This window comes from Leifsonia sp. C5G2, assembly GCF_013359685.1.
In the GTDB taxonomy this organism is placed as follows: Bacteria; Actinomycetota; Actinomycetes; order Actinomycetales; family Microbacteriaceae; genus Leifsonia.
The window spans coordinates 170,451-192,515 of the sequence record NZ_JABFMV010000001.1 but is presented as its reverse complement, the minus strand read 5'-3'; the positions used below and the strand labels follow the sequence as shown (position 1 = coordinate 192,515).

Below are 22,065 nucleotides of genomic sequence, written 5' to 3'. Positions count from 1 at the left end.
GTGTACGAAGGCATCGTCCAGGAGCTGATCGACGAGCTCGGGCGCCTTCCGGGCATCGGCCCGAAGTCGGCGCAGCGCATCGCGTTCCACATCCTGCAGACCGAGACGTTCGACGTGACCCGTCTCGCCGAGGTGCTGCTCGAAGTGCGCGACAAGGTCCGGTTCTGCGAGATCTGCGGCAACGTCTCCGAGGAGGCCACCTGCTCCATCTGCCGCGACCCGCGCCGCAACCCCGCGCTGATCTGCGTCGTGGAGGAGGCGAAGGACGTCGTCGCGATCGAGCGCACGCGCGAGTTCCGCGGCCTGTACCACGTGCTCGGCGGGGCGATCAGCCCGATCGACGGCGTCGGCCCCGACGACCTGCGCATCCGCCAGCTGATGCAGCGGCTCGCCGACGGCACGGTCCAGGAGGTCATCATCGCGACCGACCCGAACCTGGAGGGCGAGGCGACCGCCACGTACCTGAGCCGGCTGCTGGTCACGCTCGACATCCGCGTCACGCGCCTCGCGTCCGGTCTCCCCGTCGGCGGCGACCTCGAGTACGCCGACGAGGTCACGCTGGGCCGCGCCTTCGAGGGCCGCCGCCAGGTCTCCTGACGCGTCCTCGCTTCTGCCACACCGGGCCCCCGCTGTCCACAGCGGCCGTCACATAAGGGAACCGTCATATCCCGGCCGGTAGGATGGGAAGCCCGTGAGTTCAGGAGTGTCCGTGGCCCTCATCGTCCAGAAGTTCGGCGGTTCGTCCGTCGCGACAGCTGAGAGCATCAAGCGCGTCGCGAAGCGCATCGTCGAGACGCGGAAGGCCGGCAACGAGGTCGTCGTCGCCGTCTCCGCCATGGGCGACACCACCGACGAGCTGATCGATCTGGCGCACGAGGTCACCCCGATCCCCGCGCCGCGCGAGCTCGACATGCTGCTGACGGCGGGGGAGCGCATCTCCATGGCCCTGCTCGCCATGGCGATCAAGAGCATGGGCTACGACGCCCGGTCGTTCACCGGCAGCCAGGCCGGCATGATCACCGACGCGCAGCACGGCTCGGCCCGCATCGTCGACGTGACGCCCGGCCGCATCCAGGACGCCCTGACCGAGGGCGCCATCGCGATCGTCGCCGGCTTCCAGGGCTTCAGCCGCGAGTCCCGCGACATCACGACCCTCGGGCGCGGCGGGTCCGACACGACGGCCGTCGCCCTCGCCGCCGCGCTCGGCGCCGAGGTCTGCGAGATCTACACCGACGTCGACGGCGTGTTCACCTCCGACCCGCGCCAGGTGCCGCTCGCGCGCAAGATCGACCGCATCACCAGCGAGGAGATGCTGGAGCTTGCGGCGGCAGGCGCGAAGGTGCTGCACATCCGGGCCGTGGAGTACGCCCGCCGCCACAACGTGACGCTGCACGTGCGCTCGTCGTTCTCGAACAAAGAGGGCACACTCGTCCTCAACGAAGCCGCGGCCGCCCAGGCCGCCAAGAAGGATGGAACCGTGGAAGAGCCCATCATCTCCGGCGTGGCCACCGACCTGAGCGAGGCCAAGATCACCGTCGTCGGCGTCCCCGACGTGCCCGGCAAGGCCGCGCAGATCTTCAAGATCGTCGCGAAGGCCAACGCCAACGTCGACATGATCGTGCAGAACGTGTCCGCCGCGGCCACCAGCCTCACCGACATCTCCTTCACCCTGCCGAAATCGGAGGGCCAGCGCGTGCTCACCGCGCTCACCGCCGAGAGGGACGAAGTGGGCTACCAGTCGCTGCAGTACGACGACCAGATCGGCAAGCTGGCGCTGGTCGGCGCTGGGATGCGCACCAACTCCGGCGTCTCGGCGAAGCTCTTCGAGGCGCTCTACGACGCGGGGATCAACATCGAGATGATCTCCACCAGCGAGATCCGCATCTCGGTCGTGACGCGTGCCGACACGGTGGCCGAGGCCGCCCGGGTCGTCCACACCGCTTTCGGCCTCGACGGCGACGAGAAGGCCGTCGTCTACGCCGGCACCGGCCGCTGAGCCGGCACCTCCCCCGAGGGAATGGCCGCGCGCCCGCGGCGGTTCACCTCACAAACGACCCGAAGGGGCTGACATGAGCGAGTTCACCGATTTCGACAGCAACGGCGTCCGCGTGGCCGTCGTCGGCGCGACCGGCCAGGTGGGCGCGGTCATGCGCCGCCTGCTGGAGGAGCGCGCCTTCCCGGTGAAGAGCATCCGCTTCTTCGCCTCCTCGCGCTCCGCCGGCACGACGCTGCCGTTCAAGGGGCAGCAGATCACGGTGGAGGACGTCGCGACCGCCGACGTCTCCGGCATCGACATCGCCCTGTTCTCGGCCGGCGCGACCGGCTCGAAGGCGCACGCGCCCCGCTTCGCCGAGGCCGGCGCCATCGTCATCGACAACTCGAGCGGATGGCGGATGGACCCGGATGTGCCGCTGGTGGTCTCCGAGGTCAACCCCGACGACATCGCACAGGCGCGCAAGGGCATCATCGCCAACCCCAACTGCACCACCATGGCGGCCATGCCCGTCCTGAAGCCGCTCCACGAGGAGGCCGGGCTCACCCGCCTGGTCGTCAGCACCTACCAGGCGGTCTCCGGCTCCGGGCTCGCCGGCGCGGAGGAGCTGGCCGAGCAGGCCCGCGCCGCGGTCGCCGACGAGCACCTCCTCGACCTGGTGCACGACGGCTCGGCCGTGACCATGCCGGAGCCGGTCAAGTACGTCCGCCCGATCGCGTTCGACGTCATCCCGCTCGCCGGCTCGATCGTCGACGACGGACTGAACGAGACCGACGAGGAGAAGAAGCTGCGCAACGAGTCGCGGAAGATCCTCGGCGTGCCCGACCTGCTGGTCAGCGGAACGTGCGTCCGCGTCCCGGTCTTCACCGGCCACTCGCTGTCGATCAACGCCGAGTTCGCCCGCCCGATCAGCCCGGAGCGTGTCGCCGAGCTGCTGGCCGACGCACCCGGCGTGCAGCTGACCGACGTCCCGACGCCGCTGCAGGCGGCCGGCAACGACCCGAGCTTCGTGGGCCGCATCCGGGCCGACGAGGGTGCGCCGGCGGGCCGCGGCATCGCGCTCTTCGTCAGCAACGACAACCTCCGCAAGGGGGCGGCGCTGAACGCGGTGCAGATCGCCGAGCTGGTCGCCGAGCGGCTGGCGAACCCCGTCACGGCGTAGCCCGCTCGCGCCGTGAGTTGTCTCGATATCGAGAGATGTGGGGGCGATCAGGCGGCGCTCCGGCGTGCGCATCATAGGATTGTCGGGTGAGCAATTCTCCCATCGACGTCGTCCTCATCGGCGGCGGCATCATGAGTGCCACGCTGGGGGCCATGATCCAGCGTGTGCAGCCCGACTGGAGCATCCGGATCTACGAGCGCCTGGGCGAAGTGGCCCAGGAGTCGTCGAACCCCTGGAACAACGCGGGCACCGGCCACGCCGCCCTGTGCGAGCTCAACTACATGCCGGAGGCGTCCGACGGCACCGTCGACCCGGCCAAGGCGATCAGCATCAACGAGCAGTTCCAGCTGAGCCGGCAGTTCTGGTCGAGCCTGGTCGCCGCGGGAGACCTGCCCGAGCCGAACACCTTCATCAACTCGACCCCGCACATGACCTTCGTGCGCGGCCGCGACAACGTCCGCTACCTCCGCAAGCGGTATGAGGCGCTCAAGGACCAGCCGCTGTTCGCCGGCATGGAGTACTCCGAAGACCCCGCGGTGATCGGCGAGTGGACGCCGCTGCTGACGAAGAAGCGCAACGCCAAGCAGCGCATCGCCGCGACGCGCCAGAGCTCCGGAACCGACGTCGACTTCGGCGCCCTGACCCGGGCGCTGATCGACAACCTGGTCGAGAACGGAGCGACGCTCGCGCTCAACCACTCCGTGCGCAGCATCAAGCGCACCAAGGACGGCCTCTGGCGGCTGAAGGTGCGGCACGAGGTCGGCCACACCACGCACGTCGCCACCGCACGGTTCGTGTTCGTCGGCGCGGGCGGCGGCGCGCTGCACCTGCTGCAGAAGTCCGGCATCCCCGAGATCGACGGCTTCGGCGGGTTCCCGATCTCCGGGCAGTTCCTGCGCACCACCGACCCGAAGCTCGTCGCCCAGCACCAGGCGAAGGTCTACGGCAAGGCGGCCGTCGGCGCTCCGCCGATGTCGGTGCCGCACCTCGACACCCGTGTCGTCGACGGCCAGGCGTCACTGCTGTTCGGGCCCTACGCCGGGTTCAGCCCGAAGTTCCTGAAGACGGGGTCGTGGTTCGACCTGCCCGGCTCGATCCGGCCCAAGAACATCGGCCCGATGCTCGCGGTCGCGCGCGACAACTTCGATCTCATCAAGTACCTCGTCGGTGAGCTGCTCGCCAACCGCGACAAGAAGATGCGGGCGCTGCAGGAGTTCATGCCGACCGCGAAGAGCGAGGACTGGGAGCTCATCACCGCCGGCCAGCGTGTCCAGGTGATGAAGAAGGACGCCAAGAAGGGCGGCGTTCTGCAGTTCGGCACCGAGGTGGTCGCGGCGGAGGACGGCTCGATCGCCGGTCTGCTCGGCGCCTCGCCCGGTGCGTCCACGGCCGTGCCGATCATGGTCGACCTGCTGAAGCGCTGCTTCCCCGACCGGTTTTCGGCGTGGCTGCCGACGCTGAAGGAGCTGATCCCGACCGTCGGCACGACGCTGAACGACCGGCCGGAGGAGGCCGAGCGCGTGCTCGCGGCCACGGCGGAGACGCTGCACCTGCAGCACTGATCGCTTTACATCGGCGTCGGCGGCCTGCTATGGTCATCCACGCTATGAAGTGAGAACCTCCTGACGTCCCGCGCCTGAGGCGCCGTCGATGTGAGTGAGGACTCTTCGGTCACCGCGCTGCCCGGTCAGGCGCCTGGGCGCTCCGGCGCCGCTCACGACGGAGATCGCCCGGCGGGAACCCGCTCCCTGTGGAGCGCCCGGAAAGGCGGTTCCCATGCCAACCATCACCCTCGCACCCCTGCGCGCCGACGGCGTCTCCGTCGTCTACGGCGATCGCCGGGTGCTCACCGACGTCTCGCTGACCGTCGCGCCGGGACACCGGCTCGGCCTGATCGGCGAGAACGGCGCGGGCAAGTCCACGCTGCTGCGCGTGCTCGCCGGGGCGGAGACTCCGGACTCCGGGACGCTGTCCCGCCCGCCGCGCACGGGCTTCCTCTGGCAGGAGGTCCGGTTCGAGCCGGGCGACACGCTCGCGGCCCTCATCGAGCACGCGCTGGCCGACGTCCGCGCGATCGAGCGCGAGCTCGAGGCGGCGGCGACGGCGCTCGGCTCGGGAGACCCGACGGCGGACGCCCGCTACGACACCGCACTGGCGGCGGCCGAGCGTGCCGAGATCTGGAGCATCGACGCACGCCGCGACGAGCTGCTCGACGGGTTGGGGGTCGGCGGCATCCCGCTGGCCCGGCGCCTCGGCGAGGTCTCCGGCGGTCAGCGCAGCAGGTTCGCGCTCGCGGCTCTGCTGCTCGGCCGCCCGGACGCGCTGCTGCTCGACGAGCCGACCAACCATCTGGACGACGAGGCGGCGGGCTTCCTGGAGCGCCAGCTCCGGTCGTGGCCCGGACCGGTCGTCTTCGCCAGTCACGACCGGGCCTTCCTGGACGGGGTGGCGACCGGCCTGCTCGACCTCGACCCCGCTCGGTCGGGTACGACGGTGTTCGGCGGCGGCTACAGCGACTATCTGTCCGAGAAGGCTGCGGAGCGCTCCCGGTGGGAGAAGCAGTACGCCGACGAGCAGGCGGAGCTCACGGAGCTGAAGCACGCCGTCGACGTGACCGCTCGCTCCATCGCCTGGTCGGGGAAGGTGCGCGACAACGACAAGTTCGCGAAGTCGTACAAGGGCAACACGCTCGATCGTCAGATCAGCCGCCGTGTCCGGAACGCGGAGGGGAGGCTCGACGAGCTGCGCGACGCGCAGGTGGGCAAGCCGCCCGCTCCGCTGACGTTCGCCGGCATCCCGTCGGGTTTCCAGGTGCTGGGCGACGGCTCCGGGCTGCTCGTGCAGGCGCGGGAGGTGCGAATCCCCGGGCGTCTGCAGCTCGAGGAGCTGAGCGTGGCGCCCGACGCGCGGATCCTCGTCACCGGCGCGAACGGGGCGGGCAAGTCCACGCTTCTCTCGGTGCTGGCCGGCCGGCTCGAGCCGACCGCCGGGACCGTGCAGCGCAGGCGCGGGCTCCGGGTGGCGCTGCTGGAGCAGGATGTGCGGTTCGCCGATCCGTCGGCGTCGCCCCGCCGCATCTACGCGGCGACGATGGGCGAGAGGCGGGCGGAGACCGTTCCGCTGATCTCGCTCGGGCTGATCGCGCCGAGGGACGCCGACCGGCCGGTCGGCGCCCTCTCGGTCGGGCAGCAGCGCCGGCTGGCGCTCGCACTGATCGTGGCGCGGCCGCCGCACCTGTTCCTCCTCGACGAGCCGACGAACCACCTGTCGCTCGCTCTCGCGACAGAGCTGGAGGAGGCGCTCGGCGCCTATCCCGGAGCGGTCGTGGTCGCGAGCCACGACCGGTGGCTGCGGTCGCGCTGGAGTGGGGGGAGCGTCCACCTTGCTTAATGTTCGAACGTATGTTCGAATGAAGCCATGCGTTGGAGTAGTCAGGAGCTGTCGGTCGACGAGCCGTCGGCGCTCCCCGGGCTCGCGCGGTTGAACAACCTGGTGCGCTCCGTGCGCACGCCCGACTTCGCCGGCATCACGTTCCACGAGGTGCTGGCGAAGTCGGCGCTCAACCGCGTCCCGGGCGGGGGCGGGCCGATGCCGTTCGGCTGGACCATCAACCCCTACCGGGGCTGCTCGCACGCCTGCGTCTACTGCTTCGCGCGGCCGACCCACACCTACCTCGACCTCGACTCGGGCAAAGACTTCGACAACGAGATCATCGTCAAGGTCAACGTCGCCGAGGTGCTGCGCAAAGAGCTGTCGAAGCCGAGCTGGGGGCATCATCCCGTCGCCCTGGGCACCAACACCGACCCGTATCAGCGGGCAGAGGGGCGGTACGCCCTCATGCCGGGCATCATCGATGCGCTGGCGGACTCGGGCACGCCGTTCAGCATCCTGACCAAGGGGTCGCTCCTGCGGCGCGATCTCGACCGTCTGGTGGAGGCCAACAAGCGAGTCCCCGTCGACCTCGCGATGTCGATCGCGGTCTACGACGACGAACTGCAGCAGTCGGTCGAGCCGGGCACGCCCACGACCAAGGCCCGGCTCGCGACGGTCACCGCGGTGCGCGAGCACGGTCTCGACTGCGGCGTGTTCCTGATGCCGATCATGCCGTACCTGACCGATACGCGAGCCCACCTCGACGAGGCGCTGCGGCAGGCGAAGGAGGCGGGCGCCACCTCGGTGCTCTACTCGGCACTGCATCTGAAGCCCGGCGTCAAGGAGTGGTTCTACCTCTGGCTCGGCGAGCAGCACCCCGAGCTGCTGCCGCAGTATCGCGCGATGTACGGTCGCGGCACCTACGCGCCCAAGGAGTACCGGGCGTGGCTGGCGGCGCGCATCAAGCCGCTGATCCGGTCGCACGGACTGGAGCGCGGTCGGGAAGACCCGCTGACCGGCGGGGTCCGGTCGAGCGCGCTCGGAATGCTGCGCGACGACGAGGGGGAGCGGCAGGTCGTCGGGTCGGCGATCCGGACGGCCGGCTCGAATTCCGAGGCGCCGGACACCGCCTCGCTCGTCAGCGCTTCCCTGACCGGCTTGGGGGTGCAGCCGACGCTGTTCTGAGCGTCGATCGGGGCTTTCCCCCGGATTCGGGGTACGTCACCGGGGTACACAGTGGCGGCCTCGGATGCCATAATCCCGGGAGGACCGAGACGCACTCGGCCCCGGAAGGGACGCACGTCGTGTCGCTCGGTCTGCCCAGCCATCTGGCACGACCCGCGAATTCGCGCGCCATCGCGACGGCCGCGCGGTGGGCCGGCCTCGTCTGCCTCGGGGGAGCGGTGCTGAACGTTGCGACGTCGAGTCTCGGCAGCCACAACATCACGTCCTGGCTCACGCTGCTGTTCCTCGTCCCGATGGTCGCGCTGCTGCTCATGCTCGCGCGCGGGCGCACCGTCGTCCTGACCCTCGCCTACCTGATCGTGGGGGCCGTCTGCACCTACTTCTACGTCGTCGCCCTGCTCACCACGACGCCGTCCTACCGTGACACGAACCTGTTCGTGATCGCCTTGCCGGTGGTGGCGATGACGCTGGTCGGCGGCACGGGCACCGGATCGCTGGTCGGCATCCTGTGGGCGACCCTGGGCTTCGCGCTCGCCGAGGCCGCCGTCATCCTCGCGGCGGCGACCGCGGAGCGCAGCTACGTGCCCGATGCCATCTCGCTCGGTGCCTACCTGCTGCTGGTCGGAGTGCTCGCCTTCGACGGGCTGACCCGCGGGACGCGCTCCCGTGCCCAGGCCGCCCTGCACCGTGCCGTGCGGGATGCGCGGCTCGTCGACATCCGCCGTGAGCTGACAGCCGCCTCCACCGCCGAGCTCCACGACACCGTGCTGAGCGAGCTCGTCGCCGTCGCGTCGGTTCGCCCCGGTGAGCTCGAACCGCGGCTCGCTCGCCGGATCGAGGCGGACCTGCGCGGTCTCGCGGTCGGCGTCCCGGGCGAGGACGGCTCCGGCTCGCACGACTTCGCCGGCGCGGGCGAGACCGCCGGCGCGACGGCGGCGGACCCGTGGTACGACAGCGAACTGCACCAGGCGATCGAGACGGCGCGCGACGAAGGACTGACGGTGGACGTGTCGGGCGACCGCACGGCCTTCACCGGCCTCGACGAGGATGTGCGCCGGGCGGTCGGGCTCGCCGTCCGCCAGTGCCTGGTCAATGTGATGCGGCACTCCGGAAGCCCGGTCGCCGAGGTGGCGCTGTCCGCCGGCGGCGGCTCCGTCTCCGTCATGGTCGTGGACAGCGGGAGCGGCTTCCCCGCCGCCGGGCCGGCGGCGGACCGGCTGGGCCTTCGTCAGTCGGTGCAGGACCGGATCGCCCGTGTCGGAGGCACGGTCGACATCTACTCCAGCACCGATGTCGGAACGACGGTGATCCTCACGGTCCCGGCGGAGTCGGAGCATGCGGCCGGCGGAGGCCCCGCCGCATGACCGCCCTCACGTCGCGCGCCATCGTGGATGCGCGCTCCGTCCCCCTCGAACGCACGCCGCAGCGACTCGACCCGCTCGGTGCGCAGTCCGCCTGGCTGCTGGTGCCGCTGCTCGGCGGACTGGCCGTGGTGTACGCCGCATATTCCACGTTCCTCCACCGCGACCAGCTCCGCGACCCCGCCGTCGCGGGCGTGGCGATCGCGGTCCTCGTCGTCGCCGTCCTGGTGGCGGCCATCCGCTCGCACCCCGGTTTCGCGCCCTTCGGCCGCTGGTCGCACCTCTGTGTGATCGCCGTCGCCGTGACGGCGGCCTGCCTGTTCGACTCGGCCGTGTGGGGTCACAACGAGCGGATCCAGGACGACTGGGGTCAGATCGCGGTCGCACTCCTGCTGATCGTGATGCCGTTCTACCGTCCGGTCGGCGAGGTCGCGGGCTCTGCCATCGTCTCCGCCCTGGTGCTCGGAGGGCTGGCCGCGGCCCAGCACTCCCTCGTCATCGCGAATGCTCCGCTCGTGTACGCCACGGTCGCGGCGGTTCCGGTGCTCGCTCTCGCGGCGGGCGGCGCCGGCTACGCCTGGACCATCACCGGCGAGACGCTGCGCTGGCGGGAGGTCGCCCGCGACGGGCAGGCACGGCTCGACGGAGAACTGCGTCAGGCCGCGGCCCGGATGATCGCTCAGGAGCGGATGACGGCGCTCAACGCCGAGGCGGTCCCCTTCCTGACCGGACTCCTCGAACGCGGCCGGGTGACCGACGGCGACCGGGCGGAGGCGCGCGCCATCGCCGACCGGCTGCGCGGCATGTCGGTGCAGGCCGTCGGCCGGACCTGGCTGGCCGACGCGCTCGACCTCGCACTGGGTCCACGGCTCGGCGGGGCGACGGCGCGCCCGGAGGGAGCCTGTGTCGACGACCCCGACCGACTGGAGCGCGTGCTGACCACCGACCAGCGCGCGATCGTCGGCGCCCTGCTCGCGACGGTCGCAGGCCTTCCCGGGCTCGACCCCGCCCGCCTGAGCATCGTGGCGACGCGCCCCGAGCGCCCCACTTTCGTCCTCCGCGCCCGCATCGACGAGTCGCGCTCGGAGGTCCGTCGCGCGCTGCTCCCGTTCGTGAGCGCTCTGAACTCGGTCGCGATGGATGCCACGATGCGCCAGAGCGGTGCCGACCTCACCATCCGGTTCGCCTCGCCGGGCGCCGGTCTCCCGTACGCTGAAGCGAGACGACGATGACAGCAGCACCTTCCGACCCACCGCCCTCCGCCTCCCCGGCGGCCGGCGTGCGCACCGCAGAACCGCCCATCCGGCTGGCGATCCTCGACGACCACGAGATCCTCCTCGACAGCCTGTCGACCTGGATCGAGAAGAACGCGCCCGAGTTCGACCTCGTCGTCCGGGCCGGGAGCTGGCTCGAACTGGTGCACAGCGACGCGTTCCCGACCGACCTGGTCATCATGGACCTGCAGCTGAAGGAATCCGTCTCCATCGGCGCCCGAGTGCGCACCTGCCGGGCCGCCGGCGCCAAGGTGGTCGTGCTGAGCGCCGTGGACACGCCCGAGGACCGGGATGCCGCGCTCGCCGCCGGCGCCGTCGCCTACGTCACGAAGTCGCAGCCGATGGCCGAACTCCTCGCGGCCGCGCTCTCGGCGGCGGGACGCGGCCCCGGCCGCACCCAGGCCGCTCCGTCGGCGTGGCGGCCGAAGCCGCTCATCCCCGAGTCGTCCCGGCCGCGCCTGAGCGACGGAGAGCGTCAGGCGCTCGTGCTGTACGCCGACGGGCGCACCACGTCGGAGGTGGCGCGCGCGATGAACGTCCAGTACGAGACCGCCAAGACCTACCTCCGCCGCGTCCGCGAGAAGTACGGCAAGGCGGGGCGTCCGACCAGTTCGCGGGCCGACCTCATCCGCCGCGCCGCGGAGGACGGCTACCTCACCTGAGCGGCTGACACGCGCGCCCGGTCCGCCCGCATAGGATCGATGCGTGGCGAAACTGTATTTCCGGTACGGCGCGATGAACAGCGGCAAGAGCACGGCGATGCTTCAGGCCGCGTACAACTACGAGGAGCGCGGCCATCGCGTCCTGCTCACGAAGCCGTCGATCGACACCAAGGGCGACCTGGGCATCCTGTCCCGGCTCGGCGTCACCCGCGAGGTCGACTTCCTCATCGCACCCGAGACGGATGCGTACGGCTCGTTCCAGCGGCACCGCGAGCGCACCATGAAGCGCTTCGGGCGGGATGTGAGCGCCCTGCTGGTCGACGAGGCGCAGTTCCTCACCGAGGCGCAGGTCGACGACCTGCTCCGGATCGCCCTTCTCGACGACGTCCCGGTGCTGGCGTACGGCATCCGCACCGACTTCCAGACGGTCGCCTTCCCGGGCAGCCGCAGGCTGCTCGAAGTCGCGCACAGCCTCGAAGAGCTCAAGACCATCTGCCGCTGCGGCCGGAAGGCGATCTTCAACGCCCGCAAGATCGACGGCGTCTTCGTCTTCGACGGCGACCAGGTGGCCATCGACGGCGCCTCGGTCTCCTACGAGTCGCTGTGCGGCAACTGCTACCTTCAGGAGAGCCGCGGCGTGCTCAACAACGGCCGCAGGCACTGGCCGGTCGACGCCGCGCCGGCGTACGTCGACGAGCCGGACCCCGACTTCACCTGACGCTCGCCTCCCCCTCCAAGAGACCAGAAGCCGTCCCCTCGCGCGACGACTGCGACCCAAGGATCTGACCCGATGAGAATCTCCGTGATCGGCTGCGGCTACCTCGGTGCCGTGCATGCGGCGTCGATGGCGCACCTCGGCCACGAGGTCGTCGGCATCGACATCGACGAGGCGAAGATCGCCTCCCTGTCCGCCGGCCGCCCGCCGTTCTTCGAGCCGGGGCTGCCCGAGGTGCTCGAGTCGGCCACCGCCACGGGCCGCCTCCGGTTCACCACCGACTTCTCCGCCGCTGCCGACGCGGACGTGCACTTCGTCGCCGTCGGCACCCCGCAGGTCGCGGATGGGGACGCCGCCGACATGCGTTTCGTCGACGCCGCGTTCGCCGCGCTCGTGGAGCACGTGAAGGCGGGCGACCTCATCGTCGGCAAGAGCACGGTCCCGGTGGGGACCGCCGCCCGCCTGGCGGCCACGGTCGCCGAGCGGGCGCCGGGCGCGGCACTGGCCTGGAACCCCGAGTTCCTGCGCGAGGGCTTCGCCGTGAAGGACACGATCAGCCCCGACCGGCTGGTGTACGGCGTCCCCGAGGGGGAGGCGGGGGAGCGCGCCGCGCGCCTGCTCGACGAGGTGTACGCCTCCGCCGTCGCGGCCGGGACGCCCGTGATCGTCACCGACTACGCGACCGCGGAGCTGGTGAAGGTGTCCGCGAACGCCTTCCTCGCCACCAAGATCTCCTTCATCAACGCGATGGCGGAGATCGCGGAGGTCACCGGGGCGGATGTGACCAAGCTGGCGGACGCGATCGGGCACGACGCCCGTATCGGGCGCCGCTTCCTCAACGCCGGGGTCGGCTTCGGCGGCGGGTGCCTGCCGAAGGACATCCGGGCGTTCAGTGCGCGGGCGCGCGAGCTCGGACTCGGAGAGTCGGTGCGCTTCCTGGAGGAGGTGGACAGCATCAACCTGCGGCGACGCACCCGTGTCGTCGAGTTGGTGCGCGAGGCGGCAGGCGGCCTCGCGGGCGTGCGCGTGGGCGTGCTCGGGCTCGCCTTCAAGCCGCACTCGGACGACATCCGGGACTCGCCGGCCCTCGAGATCGCGATGCGGCTGGCCGAGGCGGGCGCGGTCGTCCGTGCGACGGACCCGGAGGCGGCCGACAACGCGCGCAGGCGAGCGCCGCAGGTGGACGTGGTGGATTCCACGGAGGAGGCCGTGCGCGACGCCGACGTGGTCGTGCTCATCACGGAGTGGCCGGAGTTCACGGGTCTCGACCCGGAGGAGCTCGGCACGCTGGTGGCCCACCGGACCGTGATCGACGGGCGCAACGCCCTGGATCCGGTCGCGTGGCGCGCTGCCGGCTGGTCCTACCGCGGCCTCGGCCGCTGACGCGAGCACCCGGCAAGACTCGCCCCATTTGGGGGCCGCCAAAAAAGTGAGGATTTGTTAGGTTTGTCGCATGGCGACAGGTCTCACCGAGCCGGACGCACCGCCGCGCCGCGCGGACACGGTGCCACCGAGCGTGCCGCGGCGGCGGCCGCTCCGGCATCCCGCGACCGTCTCCATCCTGATCGGGCTCGGCGTCGTCCTCCTGTTCGCGATCGTGTGGATCGGGGTCCGCGGCTACGTGGCGCAGCGCGCCCTCGCCGACGCCATCCCGGCCGCCGACCGGGTGAAGACCGCGATCGGCTCCGGCGACCTCCCCGCCGCGGAGCGCGCAGCCGCCGCTCTCAGTGAGAAGACGAGCCAGGCCGCCGGCCTGACATCGGACCCGGTGTGGCTCACCGCCGAGGCCGTGCCGTGGATCGGGCCCAACCTGACCGCGGTGCGCACGGCGGCGGCCGCCTCCGACACCGTCGCCTCGCGCGTCGTCAGTCCCCTCGTGGCGGCGGGCGAAGGGGTCGACCTGCGTGCGCTCGCCGTCAAGGACGGCCGGGTCGACCTGGCGCCGATCGTGGCGGCGCAGCCCGCGGTCGCCAAGGCGAGGGCAGCGTTCATCTCGGCGAGGGGGAGCGTGGCGGCGATCCGGACCGGCGGCCTGGTGGCGCCCGTCGCCGCCGGCATCTCGCAACTGCACGACGTGCTCGACCACGCGGCGCCGCAGATCGATGCCATCGGCAACGCGGTCAAGCTCCTGCCGTCGATGCTCGGGGCCGATGGCCCGCGCGACTACCTGCTCGCCGCGCAGAACCCGGCCGAGCTCCGTGCGACGGGAGGGCTCATCGGCGCCGTGGCCCTCGTCCACGCCGACGACGGAGCGGTCACGCTCGTGCGGCAGGAGGCGGGGACGTCGATCGGGCCGTGGGGCGCATCCGTCGCCGATGTCCCCAGCACGACCCAGGGACTCTACGGTCCGCTCGTCGGCCGCTACCTCCAGGACGCCAACCTGACGCCCCACTTCCCGCTGGCGGCCACGACCGCCGCCGCGATGTGGACGAAGACCTACGGCGGGACGGTGGATGGTGTCGTCGCCGTCGACCCCGTGGTGCTCAGCGGGCTGCTGAAGTCGACCGGTCCGGTCACGCTGCCGTCCGGCGACACGCTCACCTCCTCCAACGCCGTCAAGCTCCTGCTCAGTGACGTGTACCAGCGGTTCTCGCAGCCCGCGCAGCAGGATGCGTTCTTCGCCTCCGCGGCGTCCGCGGTCTTCTCCCGGCTCTCGTCCGGCGATGTGGATGCGAAGAAGCTGGTCAGTGCGCTCGCCGCCGCCGGGGAATCGCGGCGCGTGCTCGTCTGGAGCGCCCATCCCGACGACGAGAAGGTGCTGGGGAGGACGACCCTCGCGGGATCGCTGCCGCGCTCCGATCTGTCGAGTGCCGGGATCGGCGTCTACTACAACGACGCCACCGGGGCGAAGATGGACTACTACCTCGGTACCTCCGTGGCCGCCGGGGCCGCGATCTGCCGGGCCGACGGCAAACCGTCGACGCTCGTGCGCGTCACACTGACCAATCGCGCGCCGGCGGATGCGGCCACCTCGCTCCCGGAATACGTCACGGGCGGTGGGACGTACGGTGTTCCGCCCGGGTCCATCCGCACCCGCGTGGCCGTGTACGGGCCGTCCGGCGGCCTGCTCGCCGCGACGGAGAGCGACGGTGCGAACTACTCCACGGTCTCCGGCGTGGACGGCGGCCGCCCGGTGAGCCTGTTCACCGTCGAGCTGGCGCCCGGCCAGTCGCGGACGGTCTCCGTGCAGTTCCTCAACGAGCAGCAGTCGTCCGCCGATCTGACCGTGGTGACCACGCCGACGCTTCCGGGCGATGGTTCCACCCCCGATGTGGGGGTAGAGAAGGCGGTCGAGCCCATTGTCGTCCAGTGCTCGGGCATCGTAAAGTGAAGATTACTCAATTACCCGACCGTGAGCCGGGCCCCAAACAGAAAGGCGGGCCGATGTTCAAGAAGATCCTGGCGGCAGTCGCCGTGACCGCGGGGCTGCTGCTTGCGGCCCCCGCGGCTGCGAATGCCGTCGACTACACCGACGGCGCCCAGTGCAAGTTCGACGTCTCCGTCGTCGACGCCGGCAGCAGCGCGACACTCATCTGCATCCCCGGGACCTGGTCGCCGGGCGAGGCGATCACCTGGACGGTGACCGGACAGGACGGCTCCAGCTTCAAGCTGGCCTCCTTCACCACAGCCACCAGCAGCCTCCAGTTCACCAAGCACGCCAACGCCGACGGCAGCGACGTGCTCTCCGTGACCCTCCCGGCGAGCGCCTCCGGCCAGTACAGCGTGGTCGGCATCGGGCAGACCAGCGGGCACGAGTGCCCGACCACCCTGACCGTCCTGCCGGCCGACCAGGCCAGCACGGTGGTCGACCCGGGCAGCGGAGGACTGGCGCACACCGGCTCCGTCGTCGCCACCTGGGCGGCCTGGGCGGGCGGATCGCTTGTGGTCCTCGGCCTGATCGCCCTGGCGATCGTGGCCTGGATCCGGAAGCTCAAGACCACGGTCTGAGCGCCCTGCCGCAACGACCCGATTCCCGGCCGGTTCCGAACCGGCCGGGAATCGTCGTGCCGGGCGCCGCGTTGCACCGGGGGTGACTTCCCGCAGCATCCCCCTCAACGTCCTCGACCTCGCCAGCCGCCCCGCAGGCGGAACCAACGCCGACGCTGTCGCCGGCACCATCCGCCTCGCGCAGAACGCGGAACGGCTCGGCTACGACCGGTTCTGGGTCGCCGAGCACCACGGGATGCCGGCCATCGCCTCCAGTGCCCCCGCGGTCCTCATCGCCGGGGTGGCGAGCGCGACCGAGCGCATCCGGGTGGGCAGCGGCGGCGTGATGCTGCCCAACCATGCGCCGCTGGTCGTCGCCGAGCAGTTCGGGACGCTGCGCGCCCTCTACGGCGACCGCATCGACCTCGGCATCGGCCGCGCGCCCGGCACCGACGGTGCCACCGCCGCGGCGCTCCGCCGCAGCCAGGAGGGCCTGGGCGCCGACGACTTCCCGCAGCAGCTCCTCGACCTCTTCGGCTTCTTCTACGGCGGGATGAGCGACGCCAACCCGCTGCACGGCATCACCGCCGTGCCGGGACTCGGCGACGCCCCGCAGGTCTGGCTGCTCGGCTCCAGCGGCTACAGCGCCCAGGTCGCCGCGGCGCTCGGGCTGCCCTTCGCCTTCGCGCACCACTTCGCCGGCGAGAACACCGAGGCCGCGCTCGACCTGTACCGGTCGAAGTTCGAGCCGAGCGAGACTCTGGCCGAGCCGCACACGATGATCGCCGTCAACGTCATCTCCGACGAGGACCCGGAGACCGTCCGCGCGCTCTCCCTGCCCGGCCAGCTGTCGTTCCTCCGCATGCGCCGGGGCCTCAAGCCCGAACCGGTGAGCATCGAGGAGGCGCTGGCGTACGAGTTCGGTCCCCTGGAGGAGGAGTTCATCGCGAGCCGGAACGCCCGCCAGGCCGTCGGCACGCCCGACGAGGTGAAGAGCCGGCTCGAATCCCTGCTCGCCTCCACCGGCACCGACGAGCTCATGGTCTCGTCCGGAGCCGCGACGGTGGAAGGCCGCATCCGCTCGCTGGAGATCGTCCGGGAGCTGTACCCCGCCGCATGACGGACCGTGACGGCCGCCCGCGCGGTCGGCGACGGCTCCGGGTACCGTTGGGCGAAATCCCGATCCCCAGCCGGAAGGCGGTTCCCACATGTCGCATCCACTCAGCGTGGTCGGAGTGAGCGGAAGCCCCACCCACCCCTCCCGCACGACGGTCCTGGTCGACGAGGTCACCCGCTCGTACGCGGAAGCGACCGGCGGCATCGCCCGCACCATCCAGCTCGCGCCGCTGCTCCCGGACCTCGGGGCCGGGCCGTTCCGCAACAGCCTCAGCCCCGTCGTCACCGAGGCGCTGGAGGCCGTGGAGGCGGCCGACATCCTGGTGGTCGGCTCCCCGGCCTACCGGGCCACCTACACGGGCCTGTTCAAGCTCTTCTTCGACCATGTCGGCCAGTACGCGCTCATCGACAAGCCCATCGTGCTCACGGCCACCGGAGGCAGCGACCGGCACGCGCTGTTGGTGGAGCACCAGATGCGGCCGCTGTTCGGTTTCTTCCAGTCCCTCACCCTGCCGCTCGGCATCTACGCCGCCGAGAGCGACTTCGCCGACTACCAGATCCGGTCGGAGGACCTGCGCGAGCGCATCGACACCGCGGTGTCGCGGACGCTGCCGCTGATCCGGTCGCGGGTCGAGCCGGGGGTGCCGGTGGGGGAGGTGGAGTTTGCTCGGCCGGATGCGTTTTAGCCGGACTTTGCCGGCGGCTCTCCACGGGGTGTCCAAGACTTCTCCACGGGCGTCGCGAGGTGCGCCCCACCCGCTACCCCAGACGCCGGTCCTCGCTGGCGCTCGGAGCGGCGCCCGGGGCCCCTCGCGGGCGGGGGCCCCATTAGACACCAGCGAGTAATGCAATAAGAGGAAAGGCCCCGGCTCGCTCAGCGAGCCGGGGCCTTTCCTCTTATTGCATTACGTCGGGGTGACAGGATTTGAACCTGCGGCCTCTTCGTCCCGAACGAAGCGCGCTACCAAGCTGCGCCACACCCCGAAGGCCTCATCCAGGATACACGAGCGCGAGAGTGCTCATGACCACGGGAGGCACTCAGGGGGCGGCGGTGAGCGTCACCAGAGTGGCCTCCGGACGGCAGGCGAAGCGCACAGGGGCGAAGATCGACGTGCCCAGCCCCGCCGACACGTTCAGGTACGCCGACCGGAACGCATGACGCCACACACTGAGCCCCTTCACCTGGGCACGCGGGATGTCGCAGTTGGTGACGAGAGCACCGAACCCGGGCACGCACACCTGACCGCCGTGGGTGTGGCCGGCGAAGATCATCTCGGCCCCATAGGTCACGAACGCATCCAGCACCCGGCGGTAGGGGGAGTGCGTCACACCGATGGTGACCGCCTGCCGCTCGGGACGCGGACCCTCGTCCGGCCAGGCGTTGTCGTCGGAGAACGGATCGTTCTCGCGCAGCTCGTCCAAGGCGCCCGGGATGGACTCCACCCGGTCGAAGCGGATGTGCGGGTCGTCGACGCCGAAGAACTCCAGGTGCGTTCCCCGCAGTTCGAGGCCGGCCGCACGATTGTCGAGGTCGATCCAGCCGAGGTCGCGGAAGAACGCCGTGAGGGACGCCGTGTCGAGCCGCGGAGCAGTCGGGGTGCGCTTCTTGGACGGGCCGAGGAAGTACTTGAGCGGGTTCTTGAACTGGGGACCGTAGTAGTCGTTCGAACCGTGCACGAAGACACCGGGGATGCCGCTGAAGGCCTGGTAGGCCGCGCGCACACCCTCGAGACCCTGAGCGTGACCCAGGACGTCCCCGGTCTCCACGATCAGGTCGGGCGAGAGACGGGCGAGCGACCGGATCCACTCCTGCTTGTCGCGCTGCCACGGCGCCATGTGCAGGTCGGACAGGTGCAGCACCCGGATCGGGTCGGCTCCCGGCGGCAGGACCGGCGCGCTCACCTCACGCAGCGTGTAGGCACGTCGTTCGATCAGCGACCCGTAGGCGAACGCAGCGGCGCCCGCCCCGGCGACGAGCGCCAGGGCGGACGCCGCCGGACGGAATGCTCCGCGAGCCACTAGCCGCCCGCGCCCGGGGTCGACGACGGGTTCGACGCCGCGAGCGTCAGGGTGACCTGCGAGCCGGTCTTGACCGGGGTGTTCGCAGGCGGGTCCTGTGCCTGGACGGTGGCGGTCGGACTGTTGCCGCCCACGGTCTTCACCTTGAAGCCGGCGGCCGTGAGGGTTGCTTGGGCGTCGGCCGCCTTCTGGCCGACCACGTTCGGCATCGCCACCATCGACCCGTTGCTGGTGAAGATCGTCACCACGGTGCCCTTGCTCACCTGCGTACCCGCGGCGGGGTCCGTCCCGGAGACGGTGCCGGCCGGCGCGACGGAGTCCTGCTGCGGGCCGTCGGCGGAGTCGAGGCCGAGCCCGGTCAGGATGGCCTTCGCCTCGTCCGGGGTCTTGCCGGTCAGGTCGGGGATGGCGACCTGGATGCCCTTGGTCAGCTTGGACGGCGGCTCCGGGAAGTCGTCTCCGCCGTACTTCCCGACGGCGGCCGACATCATGGTGCGCATCACCGCGGTGCGGGCACTCGCGGGCGACGTTCCGTGCGTCGGATAGATCCGACGGAAGTCGACGTGGTCCTTGATGTTGCCGACCCAGTACGCGCCGGCGACCTTGGTGGTCGCGGCGACGAGCCAGAGCTGGTCGTTGTACTCGGTGGTACCCGTCTTGCCCAGCATGTCCTTGCCGGTCTGGTTCATACCGGAGGCGGTTCCGCCGCCCTGGAGCGGACCCTTGAGCGCCTTCGCCATGGTGTTGGCGATGGCGGGGTCGACGGACTGGGTGCAGGTGGTCGCCGGCGGCGGCACCTCCTTGCCGGTGGCGTCCACGATCTTGTCGATCGCGATGGGCGTGCAGGTCTTCCCGTTGTTGGCGATGCCCGCGAAGGCGGTGGCCATGGTGAGCGGCGCGATGTAGTTCGTGCCGAGCACCGACGACGGGTTGGTGTCCAGCGGCTCGCCCTTGGCGGTGTGCACCCCGAACGCCTCGGCGTCCTTCTTGATCTCGCAGAGGTCGAGCTGGCTCGCCATGCTCACGAACGCCGTGTTGATGGACTGGGTGGTCGCGCTCTGCGCGTTCCGGATGCCCTCTTCGCCGGACGAGTCGTTGGTCGGGCGGTACGTGCCGCTCCAGTCGCCGTCGCACGAGTTCTTGAACTTCGTGTACGTGCGGATGTTGGCGTTGACCGACTCATTGAGCGAGTGGCCCTCCTTGAACCACTCGGCCAGCGTGAAGACCTTGTACGTCGATCCGACCTGGAAGCCGCCCGAGCCGCCGTACTTCTGATCGGTGGCGAGGTTGATCGAGGAGTAGTCCGTGCTGCTGTTCAGCTGCTCCTCGTCCTGGCTGTACTTCTTGTTCTGCGCCATGTAGAGCACCCGGCCGGTGTCGGGCTGGACGCCGGTCAGGACGCCGCCGATGTCGGCCTTGGAGTACGACGGCGGCACGTACGACTGGATGGTCTCCTCTGCGACCTTCTGCAGGTCGAGGTCGAGGGTGGTGTAGATCTTGTACCCGCCGCGGTTGAAGTTGGAGGCACGGGTGTCCTCGTCGGCGCCGAAGGTCGGGTCGTTCAAGATGACCTTCTGCACGTAGTCGCAGAAGTACGCGGCGCCGGCGGCCGTCTGGCAGCCGCGCTCGGACTGCTTGATGTCCGGCGTGACCGGCGTCTTGACGGCCTCCTCGTACTGCGCCTTTGTGAGCTTCTTGTACTGGTACATCTTCTGCAGGATGTAGTCGCGTCGCTCTTTGTTCTTGGCGTACCCGTTGGCCGCGCCGTTGGTCGTCGACGCGGGATTGTCGATCTTCAGGCTCGTCGGCTCGTTGACGATCGCGACGAGGCTGGCCGCCTGCGCCGGGGTCAGCGCCGCCGCCGTGGTGTTGTAGTAGTACCGGGCCGCGGCCTCGATGCCGTAGACCGATCCGCCGAACCCGGCGATGTTGAGGTACCCGACGAGGATCTGGTCCTTCGAGTACTTCTTCTCGATGCCGATCGAGTACTTCATCTCCTTGAGCTTGCGGTCGGGGGAGACGCCGGTCGAGTCGTCGACGCACTTCTGATAGGCGGCCTTCTGCTCCTTCGTCTTGACCGGGAGCGCCTCGCACTTCTGCAGCAGCACGTTCTTCACGTACTGCTGGGTGATCGACGAACCGCCCTGAACGCCGCCGCCGGCGACGGTCGACAGGACGCCGCGCACGGTGCCCTGGATGTCGACGCCGCCATGGCTGTAGAAGCGCGGGTCCTCGCCGGCGATCGCGGCGTCCTTCCCGGCCTGCGAGATCTGGTTGAACGCGACCGGGAGCCGGTTCTGCGAGTAGAAGGTCGCCAGCGCCACATCCTGGTCGCCGCTCTTGGCGTAGATCGTGGTGGGCTGGGCCAGCTGGTCGACGTTGAGGTACTCGGGGAGACCCTCGAAGACGCCGATGCTGTTGTTGGCGGCGATGCCGGTGACCGCGATCGCGGGGGTGACGGCGGCGGTGACCAGAAGACCGGCCACGACACTCATGCCGATGAAGGCAACGGTGGCGCCGAGCACACCTCTAGCCTGTGGTTTTTGCGCAGACATAGGATCAGAGTAGGTGATGAACCTGCGAAATCCCCCGAATCAAGGAGCACGATGCCGCGCTGGGAGTACCTGACCACCCCGCTGATGATCCACAACACCGCCGCGATCCTGAACAACTGGGGCTCCGAAGGCTGGGAGCTGGTGCAGATCGTGACGGGACCCGAGGGCGGTCTGGTCGCCTACCTCAAGCGCCAGGTGGCGAGCGAGGATCAGGCCTGATGGCGGACATCGAGGCCCGGCTCGCGGAGCTCGGGATCACGCTGCCGGAGGTCGTTCCCCCGGTCGCCGCGTACACACCGGCTGTGTTCGACGGCTCCCACGTCTACACCTCGGGCCAGCTGCCGATGGTCGCCGGCGCGCTGCCCGCGACGGGCAAGGTCGGCGAGGCAGAGGGCCTGGTGCCGCCGGCCGACGCGAAGGACTACGCGCGCACCTGCGCGCTCAACGCGCTCGCCGCGGCGAAGAGCGTCCTCGGGTCGCTCGATCGCGTCACCCGGGTCGTCAAGGTCGTCGGCTTCGTCGCCTCCGACCCCGCCTTCACCGGGCAGCCGGGTGTCGTCAACGGCGCCTCGGAGGTGCTCGGGGAGATCTTCGGCGACGCCGGGGTGCACGCCCGCTCGGCCGTCGGCGTGGCGGTGCTGCCGCTGGACTCGCCGGTCGAGGTGGAGCTGATCCTCGCCGTCGACTGACCGCTCGGACGACGAAGGGGCGGCGCCGGATGGCG

At 70.5% G+C, this 22,065-nt stretch carries 19 protein-coding genes and 1 tRNA gene; 17 read left to right on the top strand and 3 right to left on the bottom strand.

The window, feature by feature from the left end; all coding sequences use genetic code 11:
* The 15 genes from recR (at window position 1) to msuE (ending at window position 17,453) form a co-directional block, all read left to right on the top strand.
* Window positions 1–597: a recombination mediator RecR gene (recR, locus tag HNO83_RS00880; RefSeq protein ID WP_175335615.1), complete on the top strand. Its 597-nt coding sequence runs from the start codon at window positions 1–3 to the stop codon at window positions 595–597.
* A gap of 112 nt (window positions 598–709) precedes the next feature.
* Entirely contained in the window at window positions 710–1,996 is a 1,287-nt protein-coding gene (locus HNO83_RS00875) for an aspartate kinase (protein WP_175335975.1), read from the top strand.
* A gap of 73 nt (window positions 1,997–2,069) precedes the next feature.
* Window positions 2,070–3,155 (top strand): aspartate-semialdehyde dehydrogenase, encoded by a 1,086-nt coding sequence (locus HNO83_RS00870; protein WP_175335614.1) that lies wholly within the window; start codon window positions 2,070–2,072, stop codon window positions 3,153–3,155.
* 86 nt (window positions 3,156–3,241) lie between these two features.
* A complete protein-coding gene (locus HNO83_RS00865; RefSeq protein ID WP_175335613.1) occupies window positions 3,242–4,717 on the top strand; it encodes a malate:quinone oxidoreductase in 1,476 nt (491 codons plus the stop codon).
* A gap of 214 nt (window positions 4,718–4,931) precedes the next feature.
* A complete protein-coding gene (locus HNO83_RS00860) occupies window positions 4,932–6,545 on the top strand; it encodes an ABC-F family ATP-binding cassette domain-containing protein (protein ID WP_175335612.1) in 1,614 nt (537 codons plus the stop codon).
* A 27-nt stretch (window positions 6,546–6,572) separates the two neighbouring features.
* On the top strand, window positions 6,573–7,712 hold the full coding sequence (locus HNO83_RS00855) for an Rv2578c family radical SAM protein (RefSeq protein WP_175335611.1): 1,140 nt from the start codon (window positions 6,573–6,575) through the stop codon (window positions 7,710–7,712).
* A gap of 119 nt (window positions 7,713–7,831) precedes the next feature.
* A complete protein-coding gene (locus tag HNO83_RS00850) occupies window positions 7,832–9,076 on the top strand; it encodes a sensor histidine kinase (RefSeq protein WP_175335610.1) in 1,245 nt (414 codons plus the stop codon).
* The gene (locus HNO83_RS00845; protein ID WP_175335609.1) at window positions 9,073–10,305 is read left to right on the top strand and encodes a hypothetical protein; all 1,233 of its coding nucleotides are present in this window, start codon (window positions 9,073–9,075) and stop codon (window positions 10,303–10,305) included. The genes HNO83_RS00850 and HNO83_RS00845 overlap by 4 nt, the downstream gene beginning before the upstream one ends.
* On the top strand, window positions 10,302–11,009 hold the full coding sequence (locus HNO83_RS00840; RefSeq protein WP_175335608.1) for a response regulator transcription factor: 708 nt from the start codon (window positions 10,302–10,304) through the stop codon (window positions 11,007–11,009). The genes HNO83_RS00845 and HNO83_RS00840 overlap by 4 nt, the downstream gene beginning before the upstream one ends.
* Window positions 11,010–11,052: 43 nt before the next feature.
* A complete protein-coding gene (locus HNO83_RS00835) occupies window positions 11,053–11,727 on the top strand; it encodes a thymidine kinase (protein WP_175335607.1) in 675 nt (224 codons plus the stop codon).
* Between the two features lie 72 nt (window positions 11,728–11,799).
* Window positions 11,800–13,107, top strand: a complete 1,308-nt coding sequence (locus HNO83_RS00830) for a UDP-glucose dehydrogenase family protein (protein WP_175335606.1) — start codon at window positions 11,800–11,802, stop codon at window positions 13,105–13,107.
* Between the two features lie 70 nt (window positions 13,108–13,177).
* Complete coding sequence (locus HNO83_RS00825; protein WP_175335605.1) at window positions 13,178–15,055, top strand: DUF4012 domain-containing protein; 1,878 nt, start codon at window positions 13,178–13,180, stop codon at window positions 15,053–15,055.
* Window positions 15,056–15,108: 53 nt separating this feature from the next.
* Window positions 15,109–15,672, top strand: coding sequence for a hypothetical protein (locus HNO83_RS00820; RefSeq protein ID WP_175335604.1), 564 nt, complete (start codon window positions 15,109–15,111; stop codon window positions 15,670–15,672).
* A gap of 82 nt (window positions 15,673–15,754) precedes the next feature.
* Entirely contained in the window at window positions 15,755–16,771 is a 1,017-nt protein-coding gene (locus HNO83_RS00815; RefSeq protein WP_175335603.1) for an LLM class flavin-dependent oxidoreductase, read from the top strand.
* An 88-nt stretch (window positions 16,772–16,859) separates the two neighbouring features.
* Window positions 16,860–17,453, top strand: coding sequence for an FMN reductase (msuE, locus tag HNO83_RS00810; RefSeq protein ID WP_175335602.1), 594 nt, complete (start codon window positions 16,860–16,862; stop codon window positions 17,451–17,453).
* Between the two features lie 224 nt (window positions 17,454–17,677).
* On the opposite strand, the gene HNO83_RS00805 is transcribed toward msuE, so the two are convergent.
* From HNO83_RS00805 to HNO83_RS00795, 3 genes are all read right to left on the bottom strand, one after another.
* Window positions 17,678–17,751, bottom strand: a tRNA-Pro gene (locus tag HNO83_RS00805).
* Between the two features lie 54 nt (window positions 17,752–17,805).
* Entirely contained in the window at window positions 17,806–18,786 is a 981-nt protein-coding gene (locus HNO83_RS00800) for a metallophosphoesterase (protein ID WP_175335601.1), read from the bottom strand.
* Complete coding sequence (locus tag HNO83_RS00795; RefSeq protein ID WP_175335600.1) at window positions 18,786–21,311, bottom strand: transglycosylase domain-containing protein; 2,526 nt, start codon at window positions 21,309–21,311, stop codon at window positions 18,786–18,788. The genes HNO83_RS00800 and HNO83_RS00795 overlap by 1 nt, the downstream gene beginning before the upstream one ends.
* Window positions 21,312–21,392: 81 nt before the next feature.
* Here HNO83_RS00795 and sp36 point away from each other — a divergent pair, with 81 nt between their 5' ends.
* A complete protein-coding gene (gene sp36 / locus HNO83_RS00790) occupies window positions 21,393–21,560 on the top strand; it encodes a Sp36 family protein (RefSeq protein ID WP_175335599.1) in 168 nt (55 codons plus the stop codon).
* Window positions 21,560–22,030: a RidA family protein gene (locus HNO83_RS00785; RefSeq protein WP_175335598.1), complete on the top strand. Its 471-nt coding sequence runs from the start codon at window positions 21,560–21,562 to the stop codon at window positions 22,028–22,030. Before sp36 ends, HNO83_RS00785 begins: the two co-directional genes overlap by 1 nt.
* The last annotated feature ends 35 nt before the right edge of the window (window positions 22,031–22,065 follow it).

What these genes read in the sequence shown, in the direction of transcription:
- HNO83_RS00870 (WP_175335614.1), top strand. Translation starts at nt 2,070, where the DNA reads ATGAGCGAGTTCACCGATTTCGACAGCAACGGCGTCCGCGTGGCCGTC.
- HNO83_RS00860 (WP_175335612.1), top strand. Translation starts at nt 4,932, where the DNA reads ATGCCAACCATCACCCTCGCACCCCTGCGCGCCGACGGCGTCTCCGTC.
- HNO83_RS00855 (WP_175335611.1), top strand. Translation starts at nt 6,573, where the DNA reads ATGCGTTGGAGTAGTCAGGAGCTGTCGGTCGACGAGCCGTCGGCGCTC.
- HNO83_RS00845 (WP_175335609.1), top strand. Translation starts at nt 9,073, where the DNA reads ATGACCGCCCTCACGTCGCGCGCCATCGTGGATGCGCGCTCCGTCCCC.
- HNO83_RS00840 (WP_175335608.1), top strand. Translation starts at nt 10,302, where the DNA reads ATGACAGCAGCACCTTCCGACCCACCGCCCTCCGCCTCCCCGGCGGCC.
- HNO83_RS00830 (WP_175335606.1), top strand. Translation starts at nt 11,800, where the DNA reads ATGAGAATCTCCGTGATCGGCTGCGGCTACCTCGGTGCCGTGCATGCG.
- HNO83_RS00825 (WP_175335605.1), top strand. Translation starts at nt 13,178, where the DNA reads ATGGCGACAGGTCTCACCGAGCCGGACGCACCGCCGCGCCGCGCGGAC.
- HNO83_RS00820 (WP_175335604.1), top strand. Translation starts at nt 15,109, where the DNA reads ATGTTCAAGAAGATCCTGGCGGCAGTCGCCGTGACCGCGGGGCTGCTG.
- msuE (WP_175335602.1), top strand. Translation starts at nt 16,860, where the DNA reads ATGTCGCATCCACTCAGCGTGGTCGGAGTGAGCGGAAGCCCCACCCAC.
- sp36 (WP_175335599.1), top strand. Translation starts at nt 21,393, where the DNA reads ATGCCGCGCTGGGAGTACCTGACCACCCCGCTGATGATCCACAACACC.
- HNO83_RS00785 (WP_175335598.1), top strand. Translation starts at nt 21,560, where the DNA reads ATGGCGGACATCGAGGCCCGGCTCGCGGAGCTCGGGATCACGCTGCCG.